This window comes from Paenibacillus sp. LBL (assembly GCF_029893715.1).
GTDB classification, from domain to species: Bacteria; Bacillota; Bacilli; order Paenibacillales; family Paenibacillaceae; genus Paenibacillus_AQ; species Paenibacillus_AQ glucanolyticus.
Genome location: NZ_JARXYU010000008.1, coordinates 45,952 through 66,519 on the forward strand (window position 1 = coordinate 45,952; position 20,568 = coordinate 66,519).

At 52.0% G+C, this 20,568-nt stretch carries 15 protein-coding genes; 8 read left to right on the forward strand and 7 right to left on the reverse strand.

Annotation, left to right across the window (positions count from 1 at the left end; translation table 11 throughout):
- Positions 1 to 208 precede the first annotated feature (208 nt).
- The 7 genes from M2277_RS18030 to M2277_RS18060 all read left to right on the forward strand — a co-directional run bounded on the left by M2277_RS18030 (position 209) and on the right by M2277_RS18060 (position 10,262).
- Positions 209 to 1,612 carry a cytochrome ubiquinol oxidase subunit I gene (locus M2277_RS18030; protein WP_006207046.1) on the forward strand — a complete coding sequence of 468 codons (1,404 nt, stop codon included), beginning with the start codon at positions 209 to 211 and terminating at the stop codon, positions 1,610 to 1,612.
- The gene (gene cydB / locus M2277_RS18035) at positions 1,599 to 2,615 is read left to right on the forward strand and encodes a cytochrome d ubiquinol oxidase subunit II (protein ID WP_006207045.1); all 1,017 of its coding nucleotides are present in this window, start codon (positions 1,599 to 1,601) and stop codon (positions 2,613 to 2,615) included. Before M2277_RS18030 ends, cydB begins: the two co-directional genes overlap by 14 nt.
- The gene (gene cydD, locus M2277_RS18040) at positions 2,615 to 4,390 is read left to right on the forward strand and encodes a thiol reductant ABC exporter subunit CydD (RefSeq protein WP_280755288.1); all 1,776 of its coding nucleotides are present in this window, start codon (positions 2,615 to 2,617) and stop codon (positions 4,388 to 4,390) included. Before cydB ends, cydD begins: the two co-directional genes overlap by 1 nt.
- Positions 4,387 to 6,183 carry a thiol reductant ABC exporter subunit CydC gene (gene cydC, locus M2277_RS18045; RefSeq protein ID WP_280755289.1) on the forward strand — a complete coding sequence of 599 codons (1,797 nt, stop codon included), beginning with the start codon at positions 4,387 to 4,389 and terminating at the stop codon, positions 6,181 to 6,183. The genes cydD and cydC overlap by 4 nt, the downstream gene beginning before the upstream one ends.
- Before the next feature lie 168 nt (positions 6,184 to 6,351).
- Positions 6,352 to 7,380, forward strand: a complete 1,029-nt coding sequence (locus M2277_RS18050) for a DUF2332 domain-containing protein (protein ID WP_280755290.1) — start codon at positions 6,352 to 6,354, stop codon at positions 7,378 to 7,380.
- Positions 7,381 to 7,680: 300 nt separating this feature from the next.
- On the forward strand, positions 7,681 to 9,069 hold the full coding sequence (fumC, locus tag M2277_RS18055; protein ID WP_006207041.1) for a class II fumarate hydratase: 1,389 nt from the start codon (positions 7,681 to 7,683) through the stop codon (positions 9,067 to 9,069).
- A 155-nt stretch (positions 9,070 to 9,224) separates the two neighbouring features.
- Positions 9,225 to 10,262, forward strand: coding sequence for a hypothetical protein (locus tag M2277_RS18060; RefSeq protein ID WP_063479715.1), 1,038 nt, complete (start codon positions 9,225 to 9,227; stop codon positions 10,260 to 10,262).
- A gap of 101 nt (positions 10,263 to 10,363) precedes the next feature.
- On the opposite strand, the gene M2277_RS18065 is transcribed toward M2277_RS18060, so the two are convergent.
- Positions 10,364 to 10,918, reverse strand: coding sequence for a hypothetical protein (locus M2277_RS18065; protein WP_231887956.1), 555 nt, complete (start codon positions 10,916 to 10,918; stop codon positions 10,364 to 10,366).
- 522 nt (positions 10,919 to 11,440) lie between these two features.
- On the opposite strand from M2277_RS18065, the gene M2277_RS18070 reads away from it, so the two are divergent.
- Positions 11,441 to 13,363 (forward strand): amidase family protein, encoded by a 1,923-nt coding sequence (locus M2277_RS18070; RefSeq protein WP_280755291.1) that lies wholly within the window; start codon positions 11,441 to 11,443, stop codon positions 13,361 to 13,363.
- Between the two features lie 103 nt (positions 13,364 to 13,466).
- On the opposite strand, the gene M2277_RS18075 is transcribed toward M2277_RS18070, so the two are convergent.
- From M2277_RS18075 to M2277_RS18100, 6 genes are all read right to left on the reverse strand, one after another.
- Positions 13,467 to 15,056: a hypothetical protein gene (locus M2277_RS18075; protein ID WP_006207037.1), complete on the reverse strand. Its 1,590-nt coding sequence runs from the start codon at positions 15,054 to 15,056 to the stop codon at positions 13,467 to 13,469.
- Positions 15,057 to 15,209: 153 nt separating this feature from the next.
- Entirely contained in the window at positions 15,210 to 16,562 is a 1,353-nt protein-coding gene (locus M2277_RS18080; RefSeq protein WP_040680020.1) for a hemolysin family protein, read from the reverse strand.
- Positions 16,563 to 16,619: 57 nt separating this feature from the next.
- Entirely contained in the window at positions 16,620 to 16,952 is a 333-nt protein-coding gene (locus M2277_RS18085) for a hypothetical protein (protein ID WP_006207035.1), read from the reverse strand.
- Positions 16,953 to 17,353: 401 nt separating this feature from the next.
- Complete coding sequence (locus M2277_RS18090; RefSeq protein WP_006207033.1) at positions 17,354 to 19,213, reverse strand: LTA synthase family protein; 1,860 nt, start codon at positions 19,211 to 19,213, stop codon at positions 17,354 to 17,356.
- A 269-nt stretch (positions 19,214 to 19,482) separates the two neighbouring features.
- Positions 19,483 to 20,172: a CidB/LrgB family autolysis modulator gene (locus M2277_RS18095; protein WP_006207032.1), complete on the reverse strand. Its 690-nt coding sequence runs from the start codon at positions 20,170 to 20,172 to the stop codon at positions 19,483 to 19,485.
- Entirely contained in the window at positions 20,169 to 20,540 is a 372-nt protein-coding gene (locus M2277_RS18100; protein WP_006207031.1) for a CidA/LrgA family protein, read from the reverse strand. Before M2277_RS18100 ends, M2277_RS18095 begins: the two co-directional genes overlap by 4 nt.
- Positions 20,541 to 20,568 lie beyond the last annotated feature (28 nt).

Sequence of the window (20,568 nt, forward strand, 5' to 3'; positions counted from 1 at the left end):
GAGGGGATGCGGCAAGTCATGCTCCAATGGATAAACCTCACATAATTCCATTCGCACTTAGTGATTTTCGTCACAAATTTATAACTTTTTGCCCCTAATCCTTCCTAATATTGTGATATTGATCACAATCCTTTCTGCCGCAGTCTGCGAAAATACAAAAAGAATCAAATTTAAAGTGATCACGTGAGCTAAAGGAAGGGGCATCTTTATGGATCCGGTTATGCTGGCGCGAATTCAGTTCGCATCGACAACCATTTTTCACTTTATTTTCGTACCGTTGTCTATCGGATTAGCGTTTTTGATTGCCATCATGGAGACGATGTATGTTGTCAAAGGCCAGGAAGTATACAAGAAAATGGCCAAGTTCTGGGGGAAGCTGTTCCTGATTAATTTTGCGGTCGGGGTAGTGACAGGAATTCTGCAGGAGTTCCAGTTCGGCATGAACTGGTCGGATTATTCGCGATTTGTTGGGGATGTGTTTGGCGCGCCGCTTGCCATCGAGGCCTTGTTGGCCTTTTTCCTCGAGTCAACATTTATCGGGTTATGGATATTCGGCTGGGACCGGTTATCGAAGAAGGTCCATCTGCTCAGCATCTGGCTGGTGTCCTTCGGCACCCTGATGTCGGCCTTCTGGATTCTGGCGGCCAATTCGTTCATGCAGCGTCCCGTTGGGTTCGAGATGAATAATGGACGAGCGGAGATGAATGATTTCCTGGCATTGATCACCAATGGGCAGTTGCTGGTAGAATTCCCGCACACGATCTTTGGGGCACTGGCCACCGGGGCGTTCCTGGTAGCAGGCGTGAGTGCCTACAAGCTGATGAAGAAGCAGGATCTGGATTTCTTCAAAAAATCATTCCACATCGCCATCGTGGTGGGGCTCACCACCTCCATTCTGGTTGCGGTCTTCGGTCACCAGCAGGCGCAGTATCTGGTGGATACGCAGCCGATGAAGATGGCTGCTGCCGAGAGCCTGTGGGAGACGAGTGACGATCCTGCGGCTTGGACGGTCATTGCGTCCATCGATCCGGAGAAGCAGGAGAACAAGATGGAGCTTAAAATTCCGTATTTGCTCAGCTTTCTGTCTTATAGCAAATTCTCCGGCGAAGTGATCGGAATGAAGGAGCTGCAAGCCCAGTACGAGCAGCAATACGGTCCCGGCGATTATATACCTCCGGTGCGGACCACCTTCTGGAGCTTCCGGATTATGGTGGCCGCAGGCAGCGTGATGATTCTGCTCGGATTGTACGGAGCTTGGCTGATGCTGCGCAAGAAGGTCGAGCACGCTGGCAGATGGTTCCTGAGATTGATGCTGTTTGGCATTTCATTGCCGTTCATCGCCAACACGTCGGGGTGGATCATGACGGAGATCGGGCGGCAGCCTTGGACGGTATTCGGACTGATCACCACGGAGAATAGTATATCTCCGAACGTAAGTGCAGGCTCCATCCTGTTCTCGCTCATTACGTTTACAGCCATCTATGCGGTGCTTGCTGCCGTTATGGCGTACTTGTTTATTAAAGTCATTAAGAAAGGGCCGTATGCGGCGGAGGAAGAAGACCGCCACGCAAGCGATCCGTTTAATAAGGAGGGCTACCATGCTGTCTCTTAATGAACTGTGGTTTGTGCTCGTTGCCGTGTTGTTTATCGGGTTCTTCTTCTTGGAGGGCTTTGATTTCGGAGTCGGGATGTCCACTCAGCTGCTCGCCAAAAGCGACACCCAGCGCCGGGTGCTGATCAACTCGATCGGCCCGTTCTGGGATGCCAATGAGGTCTGGCTGCTGACAGCGGGCGGCGCGATGTTCGCCGCCTTCCCGAACTGGTATGCCACGCTGTTCAGCGGATTCTATATTCCGCTTGTCTTTCTTCTGTTGGCCTTGATTGGACGGGGAGTGGCCTTTGAATTCCGCGGCAAGGTAGGCGACGTTCGCTGGAAAAGGGTGTGGGACGGTGCAATCTTCATCGGCAGCGTGCTTCCTCCGTTCCTCCTGGGTGTTGTTTTTGCCTGCCTCATTCAGGGGCTTCCGATTAATGAAGAGATGCAGATGTATGCCGGATTCTTCGATGTCGTGAATGCCTATACCGTTGTTGGCGGGCTGACGATGGTGATGCTCTGTCTGCTGCATGGGTTAATGTTTACGACGCTGCGCACCATAGGGGATCTTCAGGAGCGTGCGCGCCGCATGGCCCGGAGATTGCTGCTCCCGGTGGCGGCACTGTTCGTGGCATTCGGGGTCATGACCTATTTCATGACGGATATCTTCGAGAAGCGTGGTGCTGTGTTAACCGTGCTGCTCGTGCTGGCTCTGCTTGCATTCCTGCTGGGCGGGTATTTCATGAACGTCAAGCGGGACGGCTGGGCTTTCGGAATGACCGGGGCCGTCATTGCTCTGCTGGTTACATCCGTGTTCGTGGGCTTGTTCCCTCGCGTGATGGTCAGCTCCATCCATTCGGCGTTTGATCTGACTATCTATAATGCGGCCTCCGGACCGTATTCCTTAAAAATCATGACCATTGTGGCTGTATCGCTGCTGCCATTCGTATTGGGATATCAAATTTGGAGTTACTTCGTTTTCCACAAACGGGTACATGAGAAGGAGCATCTGGAGTACTGATGGGAAAAGATCTGCTGGGATACAAGGGCGCCAAGATCGTATTCTTCCTTGTCGCCGTATGTACCCTGGCACAGAGCATGGCCATCCTCCTGCAAGCCAAATGGCTGGCGGAAGCCATATCCGCCCTGTTCGCGGGATCCACGCTGCAGGAGCAGGGGGAGACCATTGCCTTGTTCCTGCTTGCTTTTCTGGCACGCCACGGCATTTTCACCGTGCAGCAAGGAATTGCACAGCGTTTTGCCGAGGAGACGGGCACGAGCCTGAGGAAGCAGCTTCTGGAGGAGCTGTTTCGGAACGGGCCGTCCTTTGTCCGGTCGGAAGGAACAGGCCATGTGGTTACGCTTGTGCTGGAGGGCATCGGCAAGTTCCGCAAATATGCGGAGCTGACCATACCTCGCATGATGGGGGCGGGCATTACCCCTGCGCTGGTATGGCTGTACGTATTCATGACGGACCGGATCTCGGGCATTATTCTGCTGGTGACCATGCCGATCCTGATCGTGTTTCTCATCCTCGTGGGACTTGCCGCGAGAAAACAGACCGAGCAGCAGCTGGATTCCTACCAGATGCTGTCCAATTATTTCGTGGATTCGCTGCGGGGTTTGACCACTCTGAAGTTTCTGGGACAGAGCCGCAAGCACAGCGGGAGCATAGGGCAGGTCAGCGAGGGATATAGGGCTGCGACCATGCGGACCTTGCGCGTTGCGTTTCTGTCTTCCTTTGCACTGGATTTCTTCACGATGCTGTCGGTAGCGTCCGTAGCGGTAAACCTGGGCCTGCGTCTCATTAACGGCAGCCTTGAGCTGCTGCCTGCACTCCTCATCCTGATCCTGGCACCGGAGTATTTTCTTCCGGTGCGCATGGTCGGGGCTGACTTCCATGCAACGCTGGACGGCAAGCAGGCAGGGGAAGCGATGCAATCCATCATCCGGGAGGCCCGGAAAGAGCGCTTGGAGGTCCAAACCGGTGCAACATTTAAAATTAAAGATAATATCCCGGCACGTACTGGCTCCACGCCGCGGTTCCAATGGGAGAAGAGCAGCGTACTGGAGCTGTCCGGCATCGGACTGCAGCATGCTGGGGCGGGTCCTGCCTCCTTGGAGGACGTCAGCTTCCGAATATCGGGTCAAGGCCGGATCGGCATCGTCGGAGAGAGCGGGGCGGGTAAATCCACGCTGATCGAACTATTAGGCGGGTTTATGACGCCTACATCCGGTGAGATGAAGCTGAGCGGCGTGAAGCTGGGGCATTCCAGCCGGGGCGAGTGGCGAAGTGAGGTCACCTATATGCCGCAGCAGCCGTATTTATTCAGCGCCAGCTTGGAGGACAATGTGCGCTTCTATGCGCCGGACGCTTCAAGGGCTCAGGTTGAAGCGGCTGTTGAAGCGGCCGGCCTGGCCGATCTGGTGAACAGCCTGCCTGGCGGTCTGGCCGAGATGATCGGCGGGGGCGGGCGGACTTTAAGCGGCGGTCAGGCGCAGCGCGTTGCCCTTGCCCGAGCGCTGCTCGGCGGTCGGCAGGTTCTTCTGCTCGATGAGCCGACGGCACATCTGGATATTGAGACCGAATACGAGCTGAAGGAGACGATGGTGTCCCTTTTTCAGGATAAATGGGTATTTCTTGCAACGCACAGGCTGCACTGGATGCGGGATATGGATTACATCATCGTTCTGCATCAGGGACGCATAGCCGAAACAGGAACCCATGACGAGCTTATGGCAAGACGGGGCGTATACCATGGATTGATTACATCGCAGATGGAGGGAGTACAATGAAGCAGGAATCGTGGTTTCGGCCTTATGTGACGGCAAACTTCTGGCGTTTTCTGCTGATTGTCGTACTGGGTGTGCTCACCATCCTGTTTGCGGGGATGCTGATGTTCACGTCCGGGTATTTGATCTCCAAATCGGCGCTCCGTCCGGAAAACATCCTGATGGTGTATGTGCCGACGGTAGGGGTTCGCACCTTCGGCATCGGACGCGCGGTTGTCCATTACGTGGAGCGGCTGGTGGGCCATGACACCATTCTTCGCATCCTGTCCCAAATGCGTCTGCGGCTGTATCACATCCTGGAGCCGCAAGCCCTCCGCTTATCCTCCCGATACCGCACCGGGGATCTGCTGGGCGTGCTCTCTGATGATATCGAGTATTTGCAGGATGTATACATCCGAACGGTCTTCCCATCCATCGTTGCGCTTGTGTTGTATGCTGGAATCATTCTGGCCGTCGGTCAGTTCGACCCGGCATTCGCCCTGCTGCTTGCGCTGTATGTTGCGGTGCTGATTCTGGTGCTGCCGCTGATATCCCTGCTGCTCACCAAACGGAAGAACCGGGAGATGAAGCAGGCACGGAACAACCTGTACCAGAAGCTGACCGATGCGGTGCTGGGCATCCATGAATGGTATGTCAGCGGCAGACAGACAGAATTCCTGGCGGGTTATGAGGCGGATGAAGCCGAGGTAGACCGGACGGACAGATCGCTGAAGCGATGGTCGCGCCTTCGGGGCTGGATCGGCCAATGCATCGTTGCCGTAACGGTGGTGTCGATGGTGTATTGGTCAGGACGGCAGTACGCGGATGGATCCATGGATGTTACGCTGATTGCGGCTTTTGTGCTGGTTGTGTTCCCGTTAATGGACGCATTCCTGCCCGTATCCGAAGCCGTGGAACGGATTCCGCAGTATGGCCAATCGGTGGCGAGGCTTAAGGGCATCGAAAGCGCCGATGAATCCGATGAGAAGCAGGCACCGCTGCAGCTGCTGAATAACGAAGAGACCGAGGCGGTTATACGCGGCGGTGTTCATGTGAAGGCGGATGGCATCATGTTCAGCTATGATAGGGCAGCCGCTGGCTCATTTGCCTTGGAGCCTGTCGGTGCGGGAGAGGCAGGACACACCTTAACCGAGGTATCGCTGGACATTCCCCCTAGGGCCAAAGTGGCCGTTATCGGCCGTTCAGGTGCCGGGAAGTCCACCCTGCTGCAGCTGATTCAGGGGGTGCTGGCGCCATCGTCGGGAAGTCTTACCCTGGGTGGTGTGGAGGCGGCGCGGTTTGGCGACGAGATCTCTTCCGTTATTGCCGTACTGAATCAGAGCCCGCACTTGTTCGATACGACACTTGCGAACAACATTCGGCTTGGCCGGCCGGAAGCCACGGAGGAAGAGATACGCGATGCTGCTGCCATGGCGCGGCTGGAGCCGCTGGTGGCTTCTCTCCCGGGTGGACTCGACACCCGCATGCAGGAAGCAGGTCAGCGATTCTCTGGCGGTGAACGCCAACGCGTGGCTTTAGCCCGAATCCTGCTGCAGGACACGCCCATTGTTATTCTGGACGAACCTACGGTCGGACTGGATCCCATAACCGAGCGGGAGCTCCTGTCCACCATCTTCTCCAGCCTGCAGAACCGGACATTGATCTGGGTGACCCATCATCTGGTGGGCGTGGAGCAGATGGATGAGATCATATTCATGGAACACGGCCGAATCGCCATGCGTGGCACGCATGATGAACTGATGCGGCACTATCCGCGATATCAACAATTGTACCGGCTGGATTCTCCGGAACTATAGAAGGTCCATGGGAAGAACCGCCCCTTTTTTCACAGGGGCGGTTCTTTTTGTTCCCATCTTATTTTTCTTATAAGTCTGATAAAAGATCGGAATCCCCGTTCCTTCTGGAAAGATGTAACATAGTTGTAGCCGATATAAAGGGTTAATTCTCTATTAGGGGTGTGGCGTATGGTGGATTTAGAGCGGTTAACCAGCGTGTTCTGTCATTTTGCTGAACGGGAATGTCAGGGCTCCAGCGATTTATATGAGTATTTGGCGAGGCATATCGCTGATGATGAAGAGGTGCTGCGGGTGGCCTCGTTTGTTCCGTCAGGTCAGCCGGTACCCAATATGCTGTTCGGGGCTGTTCAATATTTGCTGCTCCAAGGCGAGGGGGCCGAGCTGAGGTCGTATTATCCCGGCCTGGTAGAGCAGCCGCAAGCGATGAATTCGTGTTACCCCCATTTTCGCTCGTTTGTGCTGAAGCACGAAGGGGTACTCATCGAGATTCTGGAGAGCAAGCGGGTTCAGACGAATGAAGTCCGCCGCTGTGCTTACTTGTATCCGGCGTTCTGCTCGATCTACGACAAAGTCCGCAAGCCGCTTGCCTTGGTAGAGCTTGGCTGCAGTGCCGGATTGCAGCTGTTATGGGATCAATACAGCTATTCCTATGGTGATGGAGCGAGTTATGGTCATAACGGCTCAAAGGTTCGCATGACTTCAGAGATCAGGGGGGATCGCCTGCCGCTTCTGCTGCCTTCCAGCCCTCCGGTGGTCTACCGGATGGGGATTGATCTGCATGTGAATGATGTACGGAACGCGGAGGATTTCTTGTGGCTGCGCGCCTTAATCTGGCCGGGCTATCATGATCGGGTGACGATGCTGGAGCAGGCTGTGGAGGTGCTCAAACATCAATCGGGGATACAGTTTCGGGAAGGGGACGGGACCGAGCTGCTGCCTGAAATTGTGAAGGTCATCCCGGAGGAGGCCGTTATCTGCGTATTTCACACGCATGTGGCCAATCAGATTCCGGAGACGTCCAAACGCCGCCTGCTGCAGCATCTGAGCGAGATCGGGAAGACGCGTGATATTGTACATGTCTACAACAATATGTGGGATGGCGATCTCCATGCCGATTATATTCTTGGGGGCGTGCTAAGCGAGTATACGATCGCGCGGACGGATGGGCATGCACGCTGGTTCGAGTGGTTGTTATAAAGCGCATGAATCTATATTTTTTCTTGGGCAAGTCTGTGTCATAATAGGAGAGATGGAATATAAAGCGTTTACGTTATTTCATGGAGCGGAAGACAGCGCGGCTTCAACGACAAGCGGCGGAAGCTTGCCCATGAAGTCTGGTTTCCAGGTTATTTTTGACAAGAGCCATCATGTTATCTTAGAGAACTTGGAAATGAGGGCAAGACGGAGTTCGATCTGCCGATTTCAAGAGTGAGGACAGGCAATAAGCTCCCGTTCCATGGATAGCCTAAACTAAAGATGCCAAAGGAGGAAGTTGGGATGGATTACCGTATTGAGAAGGATACCTTAGGTGAGGTTAGAGTGCCTGCGGACAAGCTGTGGGCGGCACAGACGCAGCGCAGCTCCGAGAATTTCCGGATTGGAACCGAAACGATGCCGAAGGAGATTATTTCGGCGTTTGCAATATTGAAGAAAAGCGCGGCGATTGTGAATGGCAAGCTGGGCAAGCTGGACGCGGACAAAGTGGATGCCATTACGACCGCAGCCGATGAGATTGTGGCCGGCAAGTGGGATGCGCATTTCCCGTTGGTCGTTTGGCAGACAGGCAGCGGCACGCAGTCCAATATGAATGTGAACGAGGTCATTGCGAATCGGGCCAACCAGCTGCTGGAGCAAAAGGGCAGCGCCCTGCGTGTTCATCCCAACGATGACGTCAATAAATCCCAAAGCTCCAATGATACCTTCCCGACGGCGATGCATATGGCATCCGTTGTCGCTGTAGAAGAGCATGTACTGCCTGCGCTTCGCCGCTTGAAGAAAACACTTGAGAAGAAAAGCGAGGAGTACAAAGACCTGATCAAAATCGGCCGCACGCATCTTCAGGATGCCACCCCGCTGACGCTTGGACAGGAGATCAGCGGATGGCATCGGATGCTGGAGAAATGTGAATTGATGCTGTCCTCATCCGTAGAACCGATGCGCGAGCTGGCGATTGGCGGCACGGCCGTTGGTACCGGGATTAATGCCCATCCGAAATTCGGAGAAATGACGGCAGCCGAAATCAGCATGCAGATCGGAAAAAGCTACACCTCTGCCAGCAACAAGTTCCATTCGCTGACAAGCCATGATGAGATTGTATTTGCACACGGGGCGCTGAAGGCACTGGCTGCCGATTTGATGAAGATTGCCAACGACGTTCGCTGGCTGGCAAGCGGTCCTCGTTCCGGCATCGGCGAGCTGACCATTCCTGCCAATGAGCCTGGCAGCTCCATTATGCCGGGCAAAGTGAATCCGACCCAGAGTGAAGCACTCACGATGGTGGTCTGCCAAGTGATGGGCAATGATGCAACCATCGGCTTTGCGGCAAGCCAGGGTAATTTTGAGCTGAACGTATTCAAGCCGGTTATCATCTATAACTTCCTGCAGTCCGTACGTCTGCTGGCAGATGCTATGGATTCGTTCGACCAGAACTGTGCGATCGGCATTGAAGCCAACCTGGATGTCATCCGGGGGAACATGGAACGGTCGCTGATGCTGGTGACGGCGCTGAATCCGCATATCGGATATGAGAATGCAGCAGCCATTGCAAAACAAGCGCACAAAGAAGGCACAACGCTCCGTGAAGCGGCTCTGGCCAGCGGACTGTTAAGCGCGGAGGATTTCGACCGGATTGTCCGTCCGGAAGAAATGATTCATCCGAAGGAATAGGCGCCGAGCTTTCGCGAGGCATCTGTTTGACTACGAGCCCATTTCACTGCGGTGAAGTGGGCTTATTGTTTATCCATCGGCCGAAGGCGGTTATAATTAGGGTGTCAGATTTTACAATCATACATAAATCATGGGGATAAAGGATGGATGATAACTTGAGGAAACATCAGTGGTTTGCAGCATTGCTCTCCCTGATCTGCACCGGGCTCGGGATGTTTTATATCGGGACACCGGGCATGATCATCGGCGGGGTGCTGCTTATGGCGCTTCAGGGAGCGGCTCTTTATATTTTTTTCATCACATTAGGTTTCTTGGGCTTGATTATTGGCCCGCTGGTCATTGTCCTTCATATTGTAGGACTCATTATACCCATCGTTTACTTCAACTACCGATCGCCGAAGAAACCGATGTTCGACGAGAAGCGGCGGCGCCAGCTCTCCTCACCTTGGAAAATCATCCTGAGGACGTTAATCGGACTGGCCCTGTTCGCCGGGTCCATATATGGCGGGTACACCTGGGGATCTTCCCCTTTCATGAAGACGGCAGCGGAGAAACGGGTGGTTCAGGAAGCGGCTGAGTCTTATCTGGAACAGAAGTACAGCGAGCCCTTCAAGGTAACGGAAGTAAGTTATACCTGGGCTGTCAGTTCGTATAATCTTAGAGCCCATTCTGAGCAGGCGCCTGATCTGGAGTTTACCCTAAACAGTGATGATGGCAGCCCGCCTACCCTATCGAATGATACTTATCTGAACTTGCTCTGGGGGAAGCAGCTTGAAGAGCAATTGAAGCCACTGCTGGACGAGCTGTATCCAAACCAGGCTTTTGCGCAAGCCTACGTATTCTCGGATTCCGAGACGCTTGAGCGCAATTATAACAGTCTTGGCCAGGAGGCGGATGGGGCAGTTCGTCAGAATGTAAGTTTAATCGTATTTGCGGATCTCACCGCGGCTAATCTTCCAGAGGAGCAGGAGCGTGTGCTGGAGCTGATACGAAAGCTGCCTTCCGTGACCGTAAAGGGGGAAACGGACCTTCAGATCAATTACTATCCTTCGGATTTGAATACGCCCGATACTGCGAAGAAGATAGGGCAGGATTTTGATTATATGAGAGGGTTGCCGAGTACCCATTTTTTCAGAGAGTTCGATATTTCGAAAATGGCGTCTGCGGATGATATCGAGATCAGAGAGATGTAATCAAGATGACGGAGTTCAGCTCTTCTTATGATAAGAAGCCTGGCAGAGTCTATGACTCGGCTTGGCTTCTTTTTTTGATTGTGTGAGTCATCATCGTACCGTTAGTTCCTGGACAGATCAATTACGTGTTCTTTCTTTGTTCGTGAAATGGTCAGTTTCAGGTTGAAGGCCTTGGCCATGTCGCGTACAGGGACGTACAGGGTGTTTTTTGTGAAAACAGGTCCTTCGTATTTGCTCTCATCCAGCCTGCAAGAGTCCGATGCTTCCGGGCACAGCAGCTCCGGTTCATAGATGTTGATGTCATTGACACTCATCTCTTGGGTTGCCTTACGCACGATCGTATACCCCCGGCTTGCGTTGCCCCATACCGATATGTGGGGAGCGCTTGGAGCCTTCAGATCATATTGATGGAAGTGGTCCAGTTCCGCTTGCAGAGAATAGGAAATCTCGTACCCGAGTGCCTCAGCTAACCCTTGGAGAGGAACATAGGCCTTGCCTTGGCGAATATACACGTCATTCATGAGTGTGCCTGCTACGTTTACGGAATAGCTCGGAGCGGCGGCGGCGTCAACGTCCGCTTGCTCGCTGCTCCAGATGAGCGAAGTTGCTAACAGGACGCTTGTGAGGGCAAATAGAGATATTTTTCTGAATGTCACGGCAGTGATAACCTCCTTGAATACGGGATGAATTCAGGCATTCGGTAAGCTGCCAGTATAGGGCAGCCAGCTCCTACTATAATAGACGCTCCTTCTGGCTGATTGGTTAGCTGTCATATCGGAAAAAAAGGTATGTTTGTAAGGTATGCTTGTTTTATTCTGCCAAGGAGAAGATGAGAGAGGATGCTGTGGTTTGCCCTAGTTGCTAGATTCATTTCAATAGGCACAGATTTATATTTTATGTTATGTAATATAACATATTATTTATGATAGGAAATGTTTGTTTATACTATTTAGAGTATAATGTTATTTTAATTAACATATATATCCTTCTTTCATTATACTATACGAATCTATAAAAAGAGGAAATTGTTTAATAAATGAATGAAAATAAGTGATAATTACCGATATACATATAATAATGCGCTTACATTATCGAATTCAAAGATTGTTAGGTTAATTTACATGATCTATGATAGTCACTAACTACCTAACAACATCGATAGATTGGAGCGTGCGTCAATGCGTAAAATGACCTCATGGAAATTAAAAGGGAGTGCGGCACTGCTTAGTGCCTCGTTGCTGGCCGGATCGTTCATCCTTACTGGTACACCTGCGGAAGCTAGTTCCAGCACGAGCACGAACGCTGGACAAGTGAGCAGCATCCAGAAGAGCAGCTTAACGTCACCTATTACGGTTCAGGAATTCTCCAAACTGCTGAACGCGGTTGCGAAGGGGAATGGACTTGAATTCAAAGGCCTGGACGGAACCGGAACCATCAAGCGCAAAGACGCTGCAGCTGCCATCTATGAATGGATTGAATTGCCGGAGAGCACAAGCGAATATACAGATTTGTCAGAGGCTGAATCCGAGATTGCAGGTGCCTTGCTGAAGGCAGGGATTATGAACGGTTATAGCAGTACGGTATTTGCGCCCAATCAGCCGGTGACGATTTCCGATGCTCATGTGCTGATCGATCGGATCGAAGCCTATTTAACTCCTTTTGACATTACCGAGGCAACGATTGCAGAGATGCAAACGGCGATGGAACAGGGGAAGGTGACTTCCGTCACACTGGTTCAGCTCTATCTGGCAAGAATCCATCGCTACGATGATCAGCTCCATGCCATCCTGACCGTGAACGACAAGGCGGTGGAGGCGGCTAGAAAGCTGGATGAGGAACGCAGAACGACAGGCCCGCGCGGTCCGCTGCATGGCATCCCGATCATTGTGAAGGATAATTATGATACAGCGGACATGCCGACAACGGCAGGCTGCGTGTGTCTGAAGGACTCCATCCCGGATAACGATTCGGAGCAGGTCGCCCGATTGAAGGCTGCCGGAGCGATTATCATTGCCAAGGCGAATCTGGACGAATTCGCTTTTAATATTACCACGTCCAGTTCACTTGGCGGACAGACGCTAAACCCTTATAATCTGGGGCATTATCCTGGTGGCTCCAGCGGCGGAACCGGGGCGGCGATTGCAGCCAACTTTGCAGCGGCCGGCCTTGGCACGGATACAGGCGGCTCCATTCGGATTCCCTCCTCCTTAAACAGCCTGGTAGGCATCCGGCCTACCATTGGACTGTCCAGCCGTGACGGGATTATACCGCTGGCGTTAACACAGGATGTGGGGGGACCGATGGCCCGGACCGTAGCGGACGCGGCAGCCGTTCTTGAAGCTACCGCAGGTTATGATGCAAAGGATCTGGTGACCACGCAGAGCGTGGGTCGTGTTCCAGACAGTTATTTGAGTTATCTGGACAAGGAAGGTCTTCAAGGTGCGCGGATTGGGGTTGTCACGCAGCTTCTGTCAGGCACGAAGGCCGAGCAGAACGAAGTGAATGATATCACTTTGCAAGCCGTGAAGGATATGGAGAAGTTAGGCGCGACTGCCGTTCATATCGAAATTCCGAATTATGAGGCTATCATGAAATTCCCAAGCCTCAGCGGTTGGGAGTTCAAATTCCAGCTGAATGATTACCTGGAGAGTCTGGGTGAGGATGCACCTTACCATTCCCTGGAGGAGATTATTGCTTCCGGTGAATATCTGGAATCGCATAAGAGCTCCATGGAAGCCAGACAAGCTCGCGAGACCCTGGACGACAACGAGTACCGCAAAATTGTGCTGGACCGTACAAAGCTGACGCAGGAATCGCTGCTGAAGGTGATGGCCGAGCACAATCTGGATGCGCTGGTCTATCCAGCCTCGGCCGAACCGGCTGGCAAACTCGGCGAGGGTCAGAACTCGGGTGTGAACAACAGGCTCAGCCCGTTCTCCGGCTTCCCGGCAATTACAGTTCCAGCGGGCTTTACGGATGGCGGGCTTCCCGTTGGCGTGGAGTTCCTCGGGAAGGCATTTGATGAAGGCACATTGATCAAGCTGGCATACAGTTATGAGCAAGGCACCCTGCATCGCAAATCGCCAGCCCTGACTCCGTAAGGCTGATGGGGCAAATATCATGAGGGAAACGGACGGATCAAGATGATAAACCTTGATCCGTCCGTTTGTTGTTATGGGCTCCTGGAAGAGGAGCCCTCACATTTTACATACTCATTGTATTCTTAGCTTCACGGTACCCGGACAGCTTGTTTACGAAGAACGTAATCAGGAACGAGCAGAGCATGCTGGCTGCCATGGAGACCAGGAAGCCGACGGTGTTATTCGATGTGATCGGACCAATGAAAGAGGGGACGTATGCGGTGCCACGAACCCCGAATATGCCGACAAGCATGCCGCCAAGTCCAGCGGAAGCAATGGCGCCCGCAAATACAAATTTATTCGAGAACATGAATGGATAGGCAGCTTCAACAAAGGTGCCAAAACCCATATTGATGGCAAATCCGGGAGCGGCTACAGCGGCCTCCCCTTTGTCGCGGGGTGCAATGATGTTGGCCAGCGTAATTCCTGCGGATACCATGACCAAGCCGACCATATCCACCGCGCCGAGGAAGCTGTTGCTCGTGGTTTCCATCTCAAGCAGTACGATCGGCAGAATGGCCGCATGATAAACGCCGCCAATGATTGCAGGCCAGATCAGCAGTCCTGCAATCAATCCGGCAATGGCCGGGCTCCAGGAGACCAGCGTTTCGATCAGCATGCGGATGCCCTCGCCAGCACTCAGCGCAATCGGTGCGATGAGAAAGTAGACCAGCAGACCGGCAATCAGCCCTGAGACGCCGCCTGCAACGATGTTGACCGTCGTAGCCGGGAAACGCCACTCCACACATTGACGGAATATGTAATGGACAATGATGCCTGCGCCAATTCCGCCGATGATACCCCCGATAATGCCGCCTTCAACGGACAGGACACCGGCCACGATCCCGGCGACAATGGAGACCTCGTCCAGCTCGGATACCTGCTTGGCTGCAATAACGGCAACGATGACCGGCAGCGCCTTGATCATCAGATCAAACACCTCGGTCAGTGCCGATAAGCCCGGAATTTTGCTGACCGCGAGGATCAGGGCCATACCAATGAAGCCGGGAAGCGAGGCCATCATAATGCCTCGAATATTGATGCGGCGCCATGGAGATGAGCTTCCGGCTGCCGCGTGGATGCTCGCTGCTGCGTTCCCGATGACCGGCCGATACGGAAGCCGCCAATGCTTGCTGAGGGAAGTAGCAAACGTGACCGCTCGGGTGCGGTTGGTGGTGCCGGTTGTGCCGGAAGCGGCAATGACGTATGCGCCTTTGGTCTGAATGATCGCCATGGACGTTCCTCCCGTACCGGTCACCGGCAGACGGAACTTGGCGGCAGCCTCAATGGCGTGTCGGTTGCTGCCCTCCGGGTCGGCACTCATTACAATGAGACCGTCAATCTCGCCGAGTTCAATCTGCTCGGCAATTTCCCGGTCAAGCCGCTCGGCAGCCTGATTCACTTGCTGAAGGGTGCCTTCAGCGATAATGACCGGCTCGCCTTGACTAGAATTCCAGCCGTAAAGTGCAGCGGGCGTTGAGTCCTTAGCTGCATCCATGGAGACCTGGGCTGCGATGAACTGTAGAGCCCCGCATGACAGACCGGCGCTCTCCATCTGCACCAATATCTCATCCAGCAGCTTGAGCGGGTCCCTGCCGCCCAAATTGTACAGATTGCCGCCACTGCTTCCTATAATAGCTATTTGACGATTCATGTCTTGCTGCCCCCCCATACGATAACAGATTGTAATTTCTATATTACAGCAGAGTTATAACTTGTTAAAGTGCTAAAATGTCGGCAAAGCATGCAAAAAGCCGCCGTGCATCACCCCGTAAGGGCTGCATGGCGGCTATGGTTCATGGTTCGCTTACTCGTTATGTTCCGTTGTTGCTGCCACGGCAGATGTTTCTTCAGCCGTATTTTCTTCCGTTTCCTTGACGATTTGCAGCTTCGTATAACGGTGGGTTTTCTTCTCGATGACGGTAAACGTCAGATCACGGTAGCTCCATGTATCGCCTTTGGCGAGCTCGGAGTTGTGTCCGTACAGCCAGCCGCCGATGGTATCCAGGTCATCCGTGCTCAGATCGGTATGCAGCAGATCATTGATCCGATTGATGGACACCTTGCCGTCAGCGATGATGCGGTTCGGCTCAGGCTGGGTCAGCTCGCGTTCCTCATCCTCGTCGAATTCATCGCGGATCTCCCCGACGATCTCCTCCAGAATATCCTCAATGGTGATCATGCCGGACGTACCGCCATACTCGTCGATCAGGATGGCCATATGCGTGCCTTCCTGCTGCATTTTGCGAAGTAATTTCTTGATCGGAATCGCTTCGGATACTGTCATGGCCGGATGAATCAGCTTGGACAGATCGATGCTGGCATTGTCATCAAACTCCAGGAAGAACTGCTTGGTGTTAACTATACCGACGATCTGATCCTTGTCGCCGCGTACAACCGGGAAACGGGTGTACTGCTCACGCTTGATAATCTGCAGGTTCGCTGCAAGCGGCTTGTCAACATACAGGCAGATCATATCGGTACGTGGCACCATGATCTCCTTGGCAAGCATATCATCAAAAGCAAAAATTCGGCTTACATAACCATACTCGGCTTGGTTGATCTTCCCGCTCTCATAACTGTCACTCAGGATCATGCGAAGTTCCTCTTCCGAGTGAGCTTCCTCATGTTCACTTGCCGGGTGCATGCCGAACAGACGAACGATTTTGTTGGCGGATCCGTTAAGCAGCCAGATGAACGGGTACATAATGCGGTTGAACCATATAATAGGCGTCGCGCATAAGAACGACACAGCTTCAGCTTTATTGATAGCAATCGTTTTCGGTGCAAGTTCACCGATAACAACGTGGATATAAGTCATAATAACAAAAGCAAGCAGGAATGAGATTAGCGAAGCTACAGCTGACGGGATGGAAAAGTTATCAAACACCGGATGAAGAATCTTCTCGATGGTCGGTTCCCCGAGCCAGCCGAGACCGAGTGCCGTGATGGTAATCCCAAGCTGACACGCAGACAGGTACCCATCCAGATTCGAAGTTACCTTTTTAACGGCAAGAGCGCCTTTACGCCCTTCCATAACCAATTGGTCTACTCGACTGGGACGAAGTCTTATGATAGCAAATTCCGTCATAACGAAAAAAGCGGTAGCTGCAATAAGTACAGCGACTAAAAATAAATTTATGCCTATACTGTCATCCAAACAAAACACATCCTTTTTTTATCTGATCTGAATTAGTTTTTAAATAACCATGGTTTACTATGCATGGCTGTCAACATAATTCGACCTGAATTTCAAAGGTTCCAGCAGCATGTGCTTGAGGATCAGAAACATATCGGTTTCAGTACAGCATGTAACGTTATTCAAGGAAAGCAGAGACACATGGCGCTTATCTTCCAGCTTCAACCGAACAGGCTCCGGCGTTTTGGGGACCGGCGTCGACTCAGGCAGATTGCCTTCGGAAGCTTCCATTCCGTGCGTAGCCGCAGCGGAATCGGTTATGTCCACTAGAGGAACGGGCGTAACGGAAGCGATCAGCAGAAGGCCAAGTGTTGAACATATAATTCTGATTATCCTTCGTATGGGGTCCAAGTCGGATCGTCACTCCTACAATTCGTAATCGAGTTGCTCTAAAAAAATATATGGCTAAAATGTCATCCTATGAATGCGTAATTTGAGTTGTTGTACGTAATTTCACCACGAATGCGGTTTTCAAAACAAGGTATATTGTTAAGATTATAAAATTTATAGTTTTCAGCGAAGCTGAACAAATCGATGATCGCAAGAAAAAATTCCTCTAAACGCGGTCTGTCTACTGAAAGTAAGTCGATAGAGTTTTTCTTATTAATCATAAGAAAAAGTAAGCCACTATGTCAAATGCCAGTTGCTTTCCGTTGTGTAACCCCATAGGGAACAAGGATTGCAGGTGAGCTGTCTATGAAAAAAAGGACAACTCTCTACGAACCTGGAGAGTTGTCCTGTCATGAAACGAATTATTTATGGAGTGGCAGCTGTCTGACATAGCTGTCGGACAGGTGGAGTAGCTGCAGCGCCCGTTCGAACTCCTCCTGGGAAGCCTGCGTCGACTTCTCATCTGAGCTCGGCAGCGGGTGCTTGGTTCCATCCTCAAAGCCGATTCCCGGGATGTACAGGGTGGTATTGTTGATAAACGTCCCGGAAGGAAGGTAATACCGTTCCGGCAGCAAGTTGTTATCGGTGTTGTTCAGCAAATCCTGACCAAAATGAAGCTGTTGGTCCAACGATACGCCGAGCAGGTTAGAAACCGTTGGCAAGAGGTCGATCTGCCCGCCGACTTGCTCTTTCACTTCCGGTTGAAGGCCTTCGCCATGGATTATGAGCGGAATGTTGATCATATCGCCTGAATTATAGTCCCGGCCATAAATTTCGCGCATCAGCTCTTTATCTTTGTTATCCAGTGAGTAGATCGGCAGTCCAAGGTGATCTCCATAGACAACAACCATGCTGTTATCCCATATCCCGTCCTTCTTCAACTGCTCAATGAATTTGCCGAGCGCGTCATCTGCATAGTTCTGGGAGCGGATATAATCGCCGACAAACGTACCATCATACCGCTCTGGGAGCGTCATCCGGTACTTCTCTTCAGGAATGGTATAAGGATGATGTGCAGACATCGATATGACCTGAGCATAAAACGGCTTTCCTGTATCGTGCATCTTTTTCAGCTCGGCGGCTGTCTTGGAATACAGGGCATCATCCGAGGCGCCGAAGAACAGCTTATCATCCTCACCGAAAAAGGCTTTATCATAATAACGGTTAAAACCGAGCGCTTTATACAGCTCTCCGCGGTTCCAGAACTCCACCACATTGGTATGGAAGGTGGCCGTATCGTAGCCTTCCGCTTGCAGCAATTTCGGCAAGCTAGGGAGGACCCTGTCCGCATAATGCTGCGTTGCCGCCCCCCGCGGCGGGATGTAGAAGGAGGTATTTACAACAAACTCGGCATCGGAGGTATTACCCTGCCCGACATTCTGGAAGAAGTTCGGGAAGTACAAGCTTTCACGAGCCAGCTTGTTCATGTGGGGCGTAATTTCCTTGCCGTCAATCTTCAGATTCATCAAGAACTGCTGGTAAGATTCCATCTGGATGATGATCAGGTTCTTGCCCTGGGCTACACCGGAGAGCAGTGCTTCCTGATCCGATGCTCCAAGTCCCTTCAGTTCATTGATTTTATCCTGCGTGATGGTCTTGGCATCTGCAAGCTCGGTGTTTTCCTGTTGGAAAATCGTGTAGGCTTCGTAATTGAGAATTCCCATCTCCTGCGCCTTTACGATTTCGTTCATGCTTGCGCGGTTAGGCATAATCTGGAACAGGCACAGCATCAGGGAGAACACAAACACGATGGGAACGAATTTGCGCTTCTCTTTTTTGGCATGCCGAATCTTCCACTTCTTCACGCGGTCACTGCGCCACAGCAGTACGAACATGACAATGATATCCGTAAAAATCAGCAAATAATAGGGGTCCATTAAGGAGAACACGCTGTTGCTGACTGCGGTTACCTGGTTGACTTGCTCCAGCGCGTGATACGTCACGATAACGCCGTAGTATTTATAATACATAATAGCTGCAAAGAATATGGCGGTCAGCAGCAGGTTAACGCTCATATAGGCAGCAAGTTTCCGCTTGGAGGCAAACCATTCAATCAAGCTGAACACAAGCCAGATAAAAGGAATTTCTGTAATGAGTGGTTTCCAAGGCATCACATCATCAAAAATGACCATCCAGGCTAAGTAGCTTTTGAGCAGCATAATGACAGAGAAAAATATAAAAGGCTTCGTCATCGTTAACCGAAACCGCGAGGTGGAGAGCACCTGTATCGCCTTCCTTTCAATGCCGCCCAATATTAGGTTCAGGAGCTTTCAGCGGCTATTCGTTTTTTTACCATCGACAGACGTTATTCTTACGGTTCGTTTACATTAGACATGACATTAATTTAACAAAACTTATGAACAGAACTTATTATGACCTCTTCCGCGGAGGTTGTCAAAGAGTTAAAGTAAGTTCCGGAAATGCGCATAACAACACAAAAAAGACAACGAAAAAACCGGTCATCGCCGGTTTAGTCAGAGTCATGCCAATATTAGTGCAGAAATGCCATGATTAGTGGTGCGGTCCCGAGGGTGAAGAGGGCAGCAACAATCATCGAAATGCTGGAGATTGTGCCGGAGAGGGAGCTGAATTCGAATGCTTTGGATGTGCCGGTTCCGTGGGCGCTGGTCCCGAACAGAACGCCTCTTGCGATATCGCCCCGAATCCGGAAAATTCGCATGACGGCCGGTCCGATCATGGAGCCCAGAATGCCGGTCATGATGACAAAGACAGCGGTCATGTTGGGCACCCCCCCGATGACCTCAGATACGTTCATGGCAATGGGCGTTGTAATGGAGCGCGGCACAAGGCTGGTGGCCAGAGAGCTGTTCAGGTGCATCCATTTTGCAAGAAACGCAGAGGATACCATCGCCAGCACCGACCCGGTCAGCACGCTGAGCATAATCTCGGCAGCATGCTTCTTCAGGGTTTGAAAGTTCTTGTACAGCGGAACGGCAAAGGCGATCGTTGCCGGTCCCAGCAGCTTGCTTATCCACTGCGCACCTTCATTGTATGTTTCATAGGATACGCCCGTTTGTGTCAATATCACAACAAGGAGCACCGGAGTAATCAGGAGCGGAGACAAATAGACCTTGGGAAAGCGGCGGTACAGCCTTTTGGCGCCCGCATAGATACCGATCGTTAACAGCAGTCCAACGAATGCAGACAGCAGGATGTTCATGGCGTTCTCCGCTCCTTTCGAGTGGAGATGAAGCCGGCTGTCAGCCCCGAACTCACCATCACGATAACGGTGCTGAACAGAACAACAACTAGAATCTGGAGCCCTTCGGCTTCCAGCATCGGGAAATATTTCATGATACCGACTGCAGCAGGGATAAAGAACAGCAGCAATTCGGCGAGCAGCCAATTAGCGCCAAGCTCAATCCACTCCAGACGCAGGATCTTGGTTTCGAGCAGAATAAACACCACGGCAATGCCGAGTATGCTTCCGGGTATCCCCAGATGCAGCCATTCGGCCAGTTTATCCATTCCCATGGAAAGAAGCATGAAACCGGCCACTTGCAGAGTTCCTTTCAATATGTTGATCATGACCGGCCTCCTATGTTTTCAGTATTAA

Coding starts and splice junctions, on each gene's coding strand:
- M2277_RS18030 (WP_006207046.1), top strand. CDS start 209: ATGGATCCGGTTATGCTGGCGCGAATTCAGTTCGCATCGACAACCATT.
- cydB (WP_006207045.1), top strand. CDS start 1,599: ATGCTGTCTCTTAATGAACTGTGGTTTGTGCTCGTTGCCGTGTTGTTT.
- cydD (WP_280755288.1), top strand. CDS start 2,615: ATGGGAAAAGATCTGCTGGGATACAAGGGCGCCAAGATCGTATTCTTC.
- cydC (WP_280755289.1), top strand. CDS start 4,387: ATGAAGCAGGAATCGTGGTTTCGGCCTTATGTGACGGCAAACTTCTGG.
- M2277_RS18050 (WP_280755290.1), top strand. CDS start 6,352: ATGGTGGATTTAGAGCGGTTAACCAGCGTGTTCTGTCATTTTGCTGAA.
- fumC (WP_006207041.1), top strand. CDS start 7,681: ATGGATTACCGTATTGAGAAGGATACCTTAGGTGAGGTTAGAGTGCCT.
- M2277_RS18070 (WP_280755291.1), top strand. CDS start 11,441: ATGCGTAAAATGACCTCATGGAAATTAAAAGGGAGTGCGGCACTGCTT.
- M2277_RS18075 (WP_006207037.1), bottom strand. CDS start 15,056: ATGAATCGTCAAATAGCTATTATAGGAAGCAGTGGCGGCAATCTGTAC.
- M2277_RS18095 (WP_006207032.1), bottom strand. CDS start 20,172: ATGAACATCCTGCTGTCTGCATTCGTTGGACTGCTGTTAACGATCGGT.
- M2277_RS18100 (WP_006207031.1), bottom strand. CDS start 20,540: ATGATCAACATATTGAAAGGAACTCTGCAAGTGGCCGGTTTCATGCTT.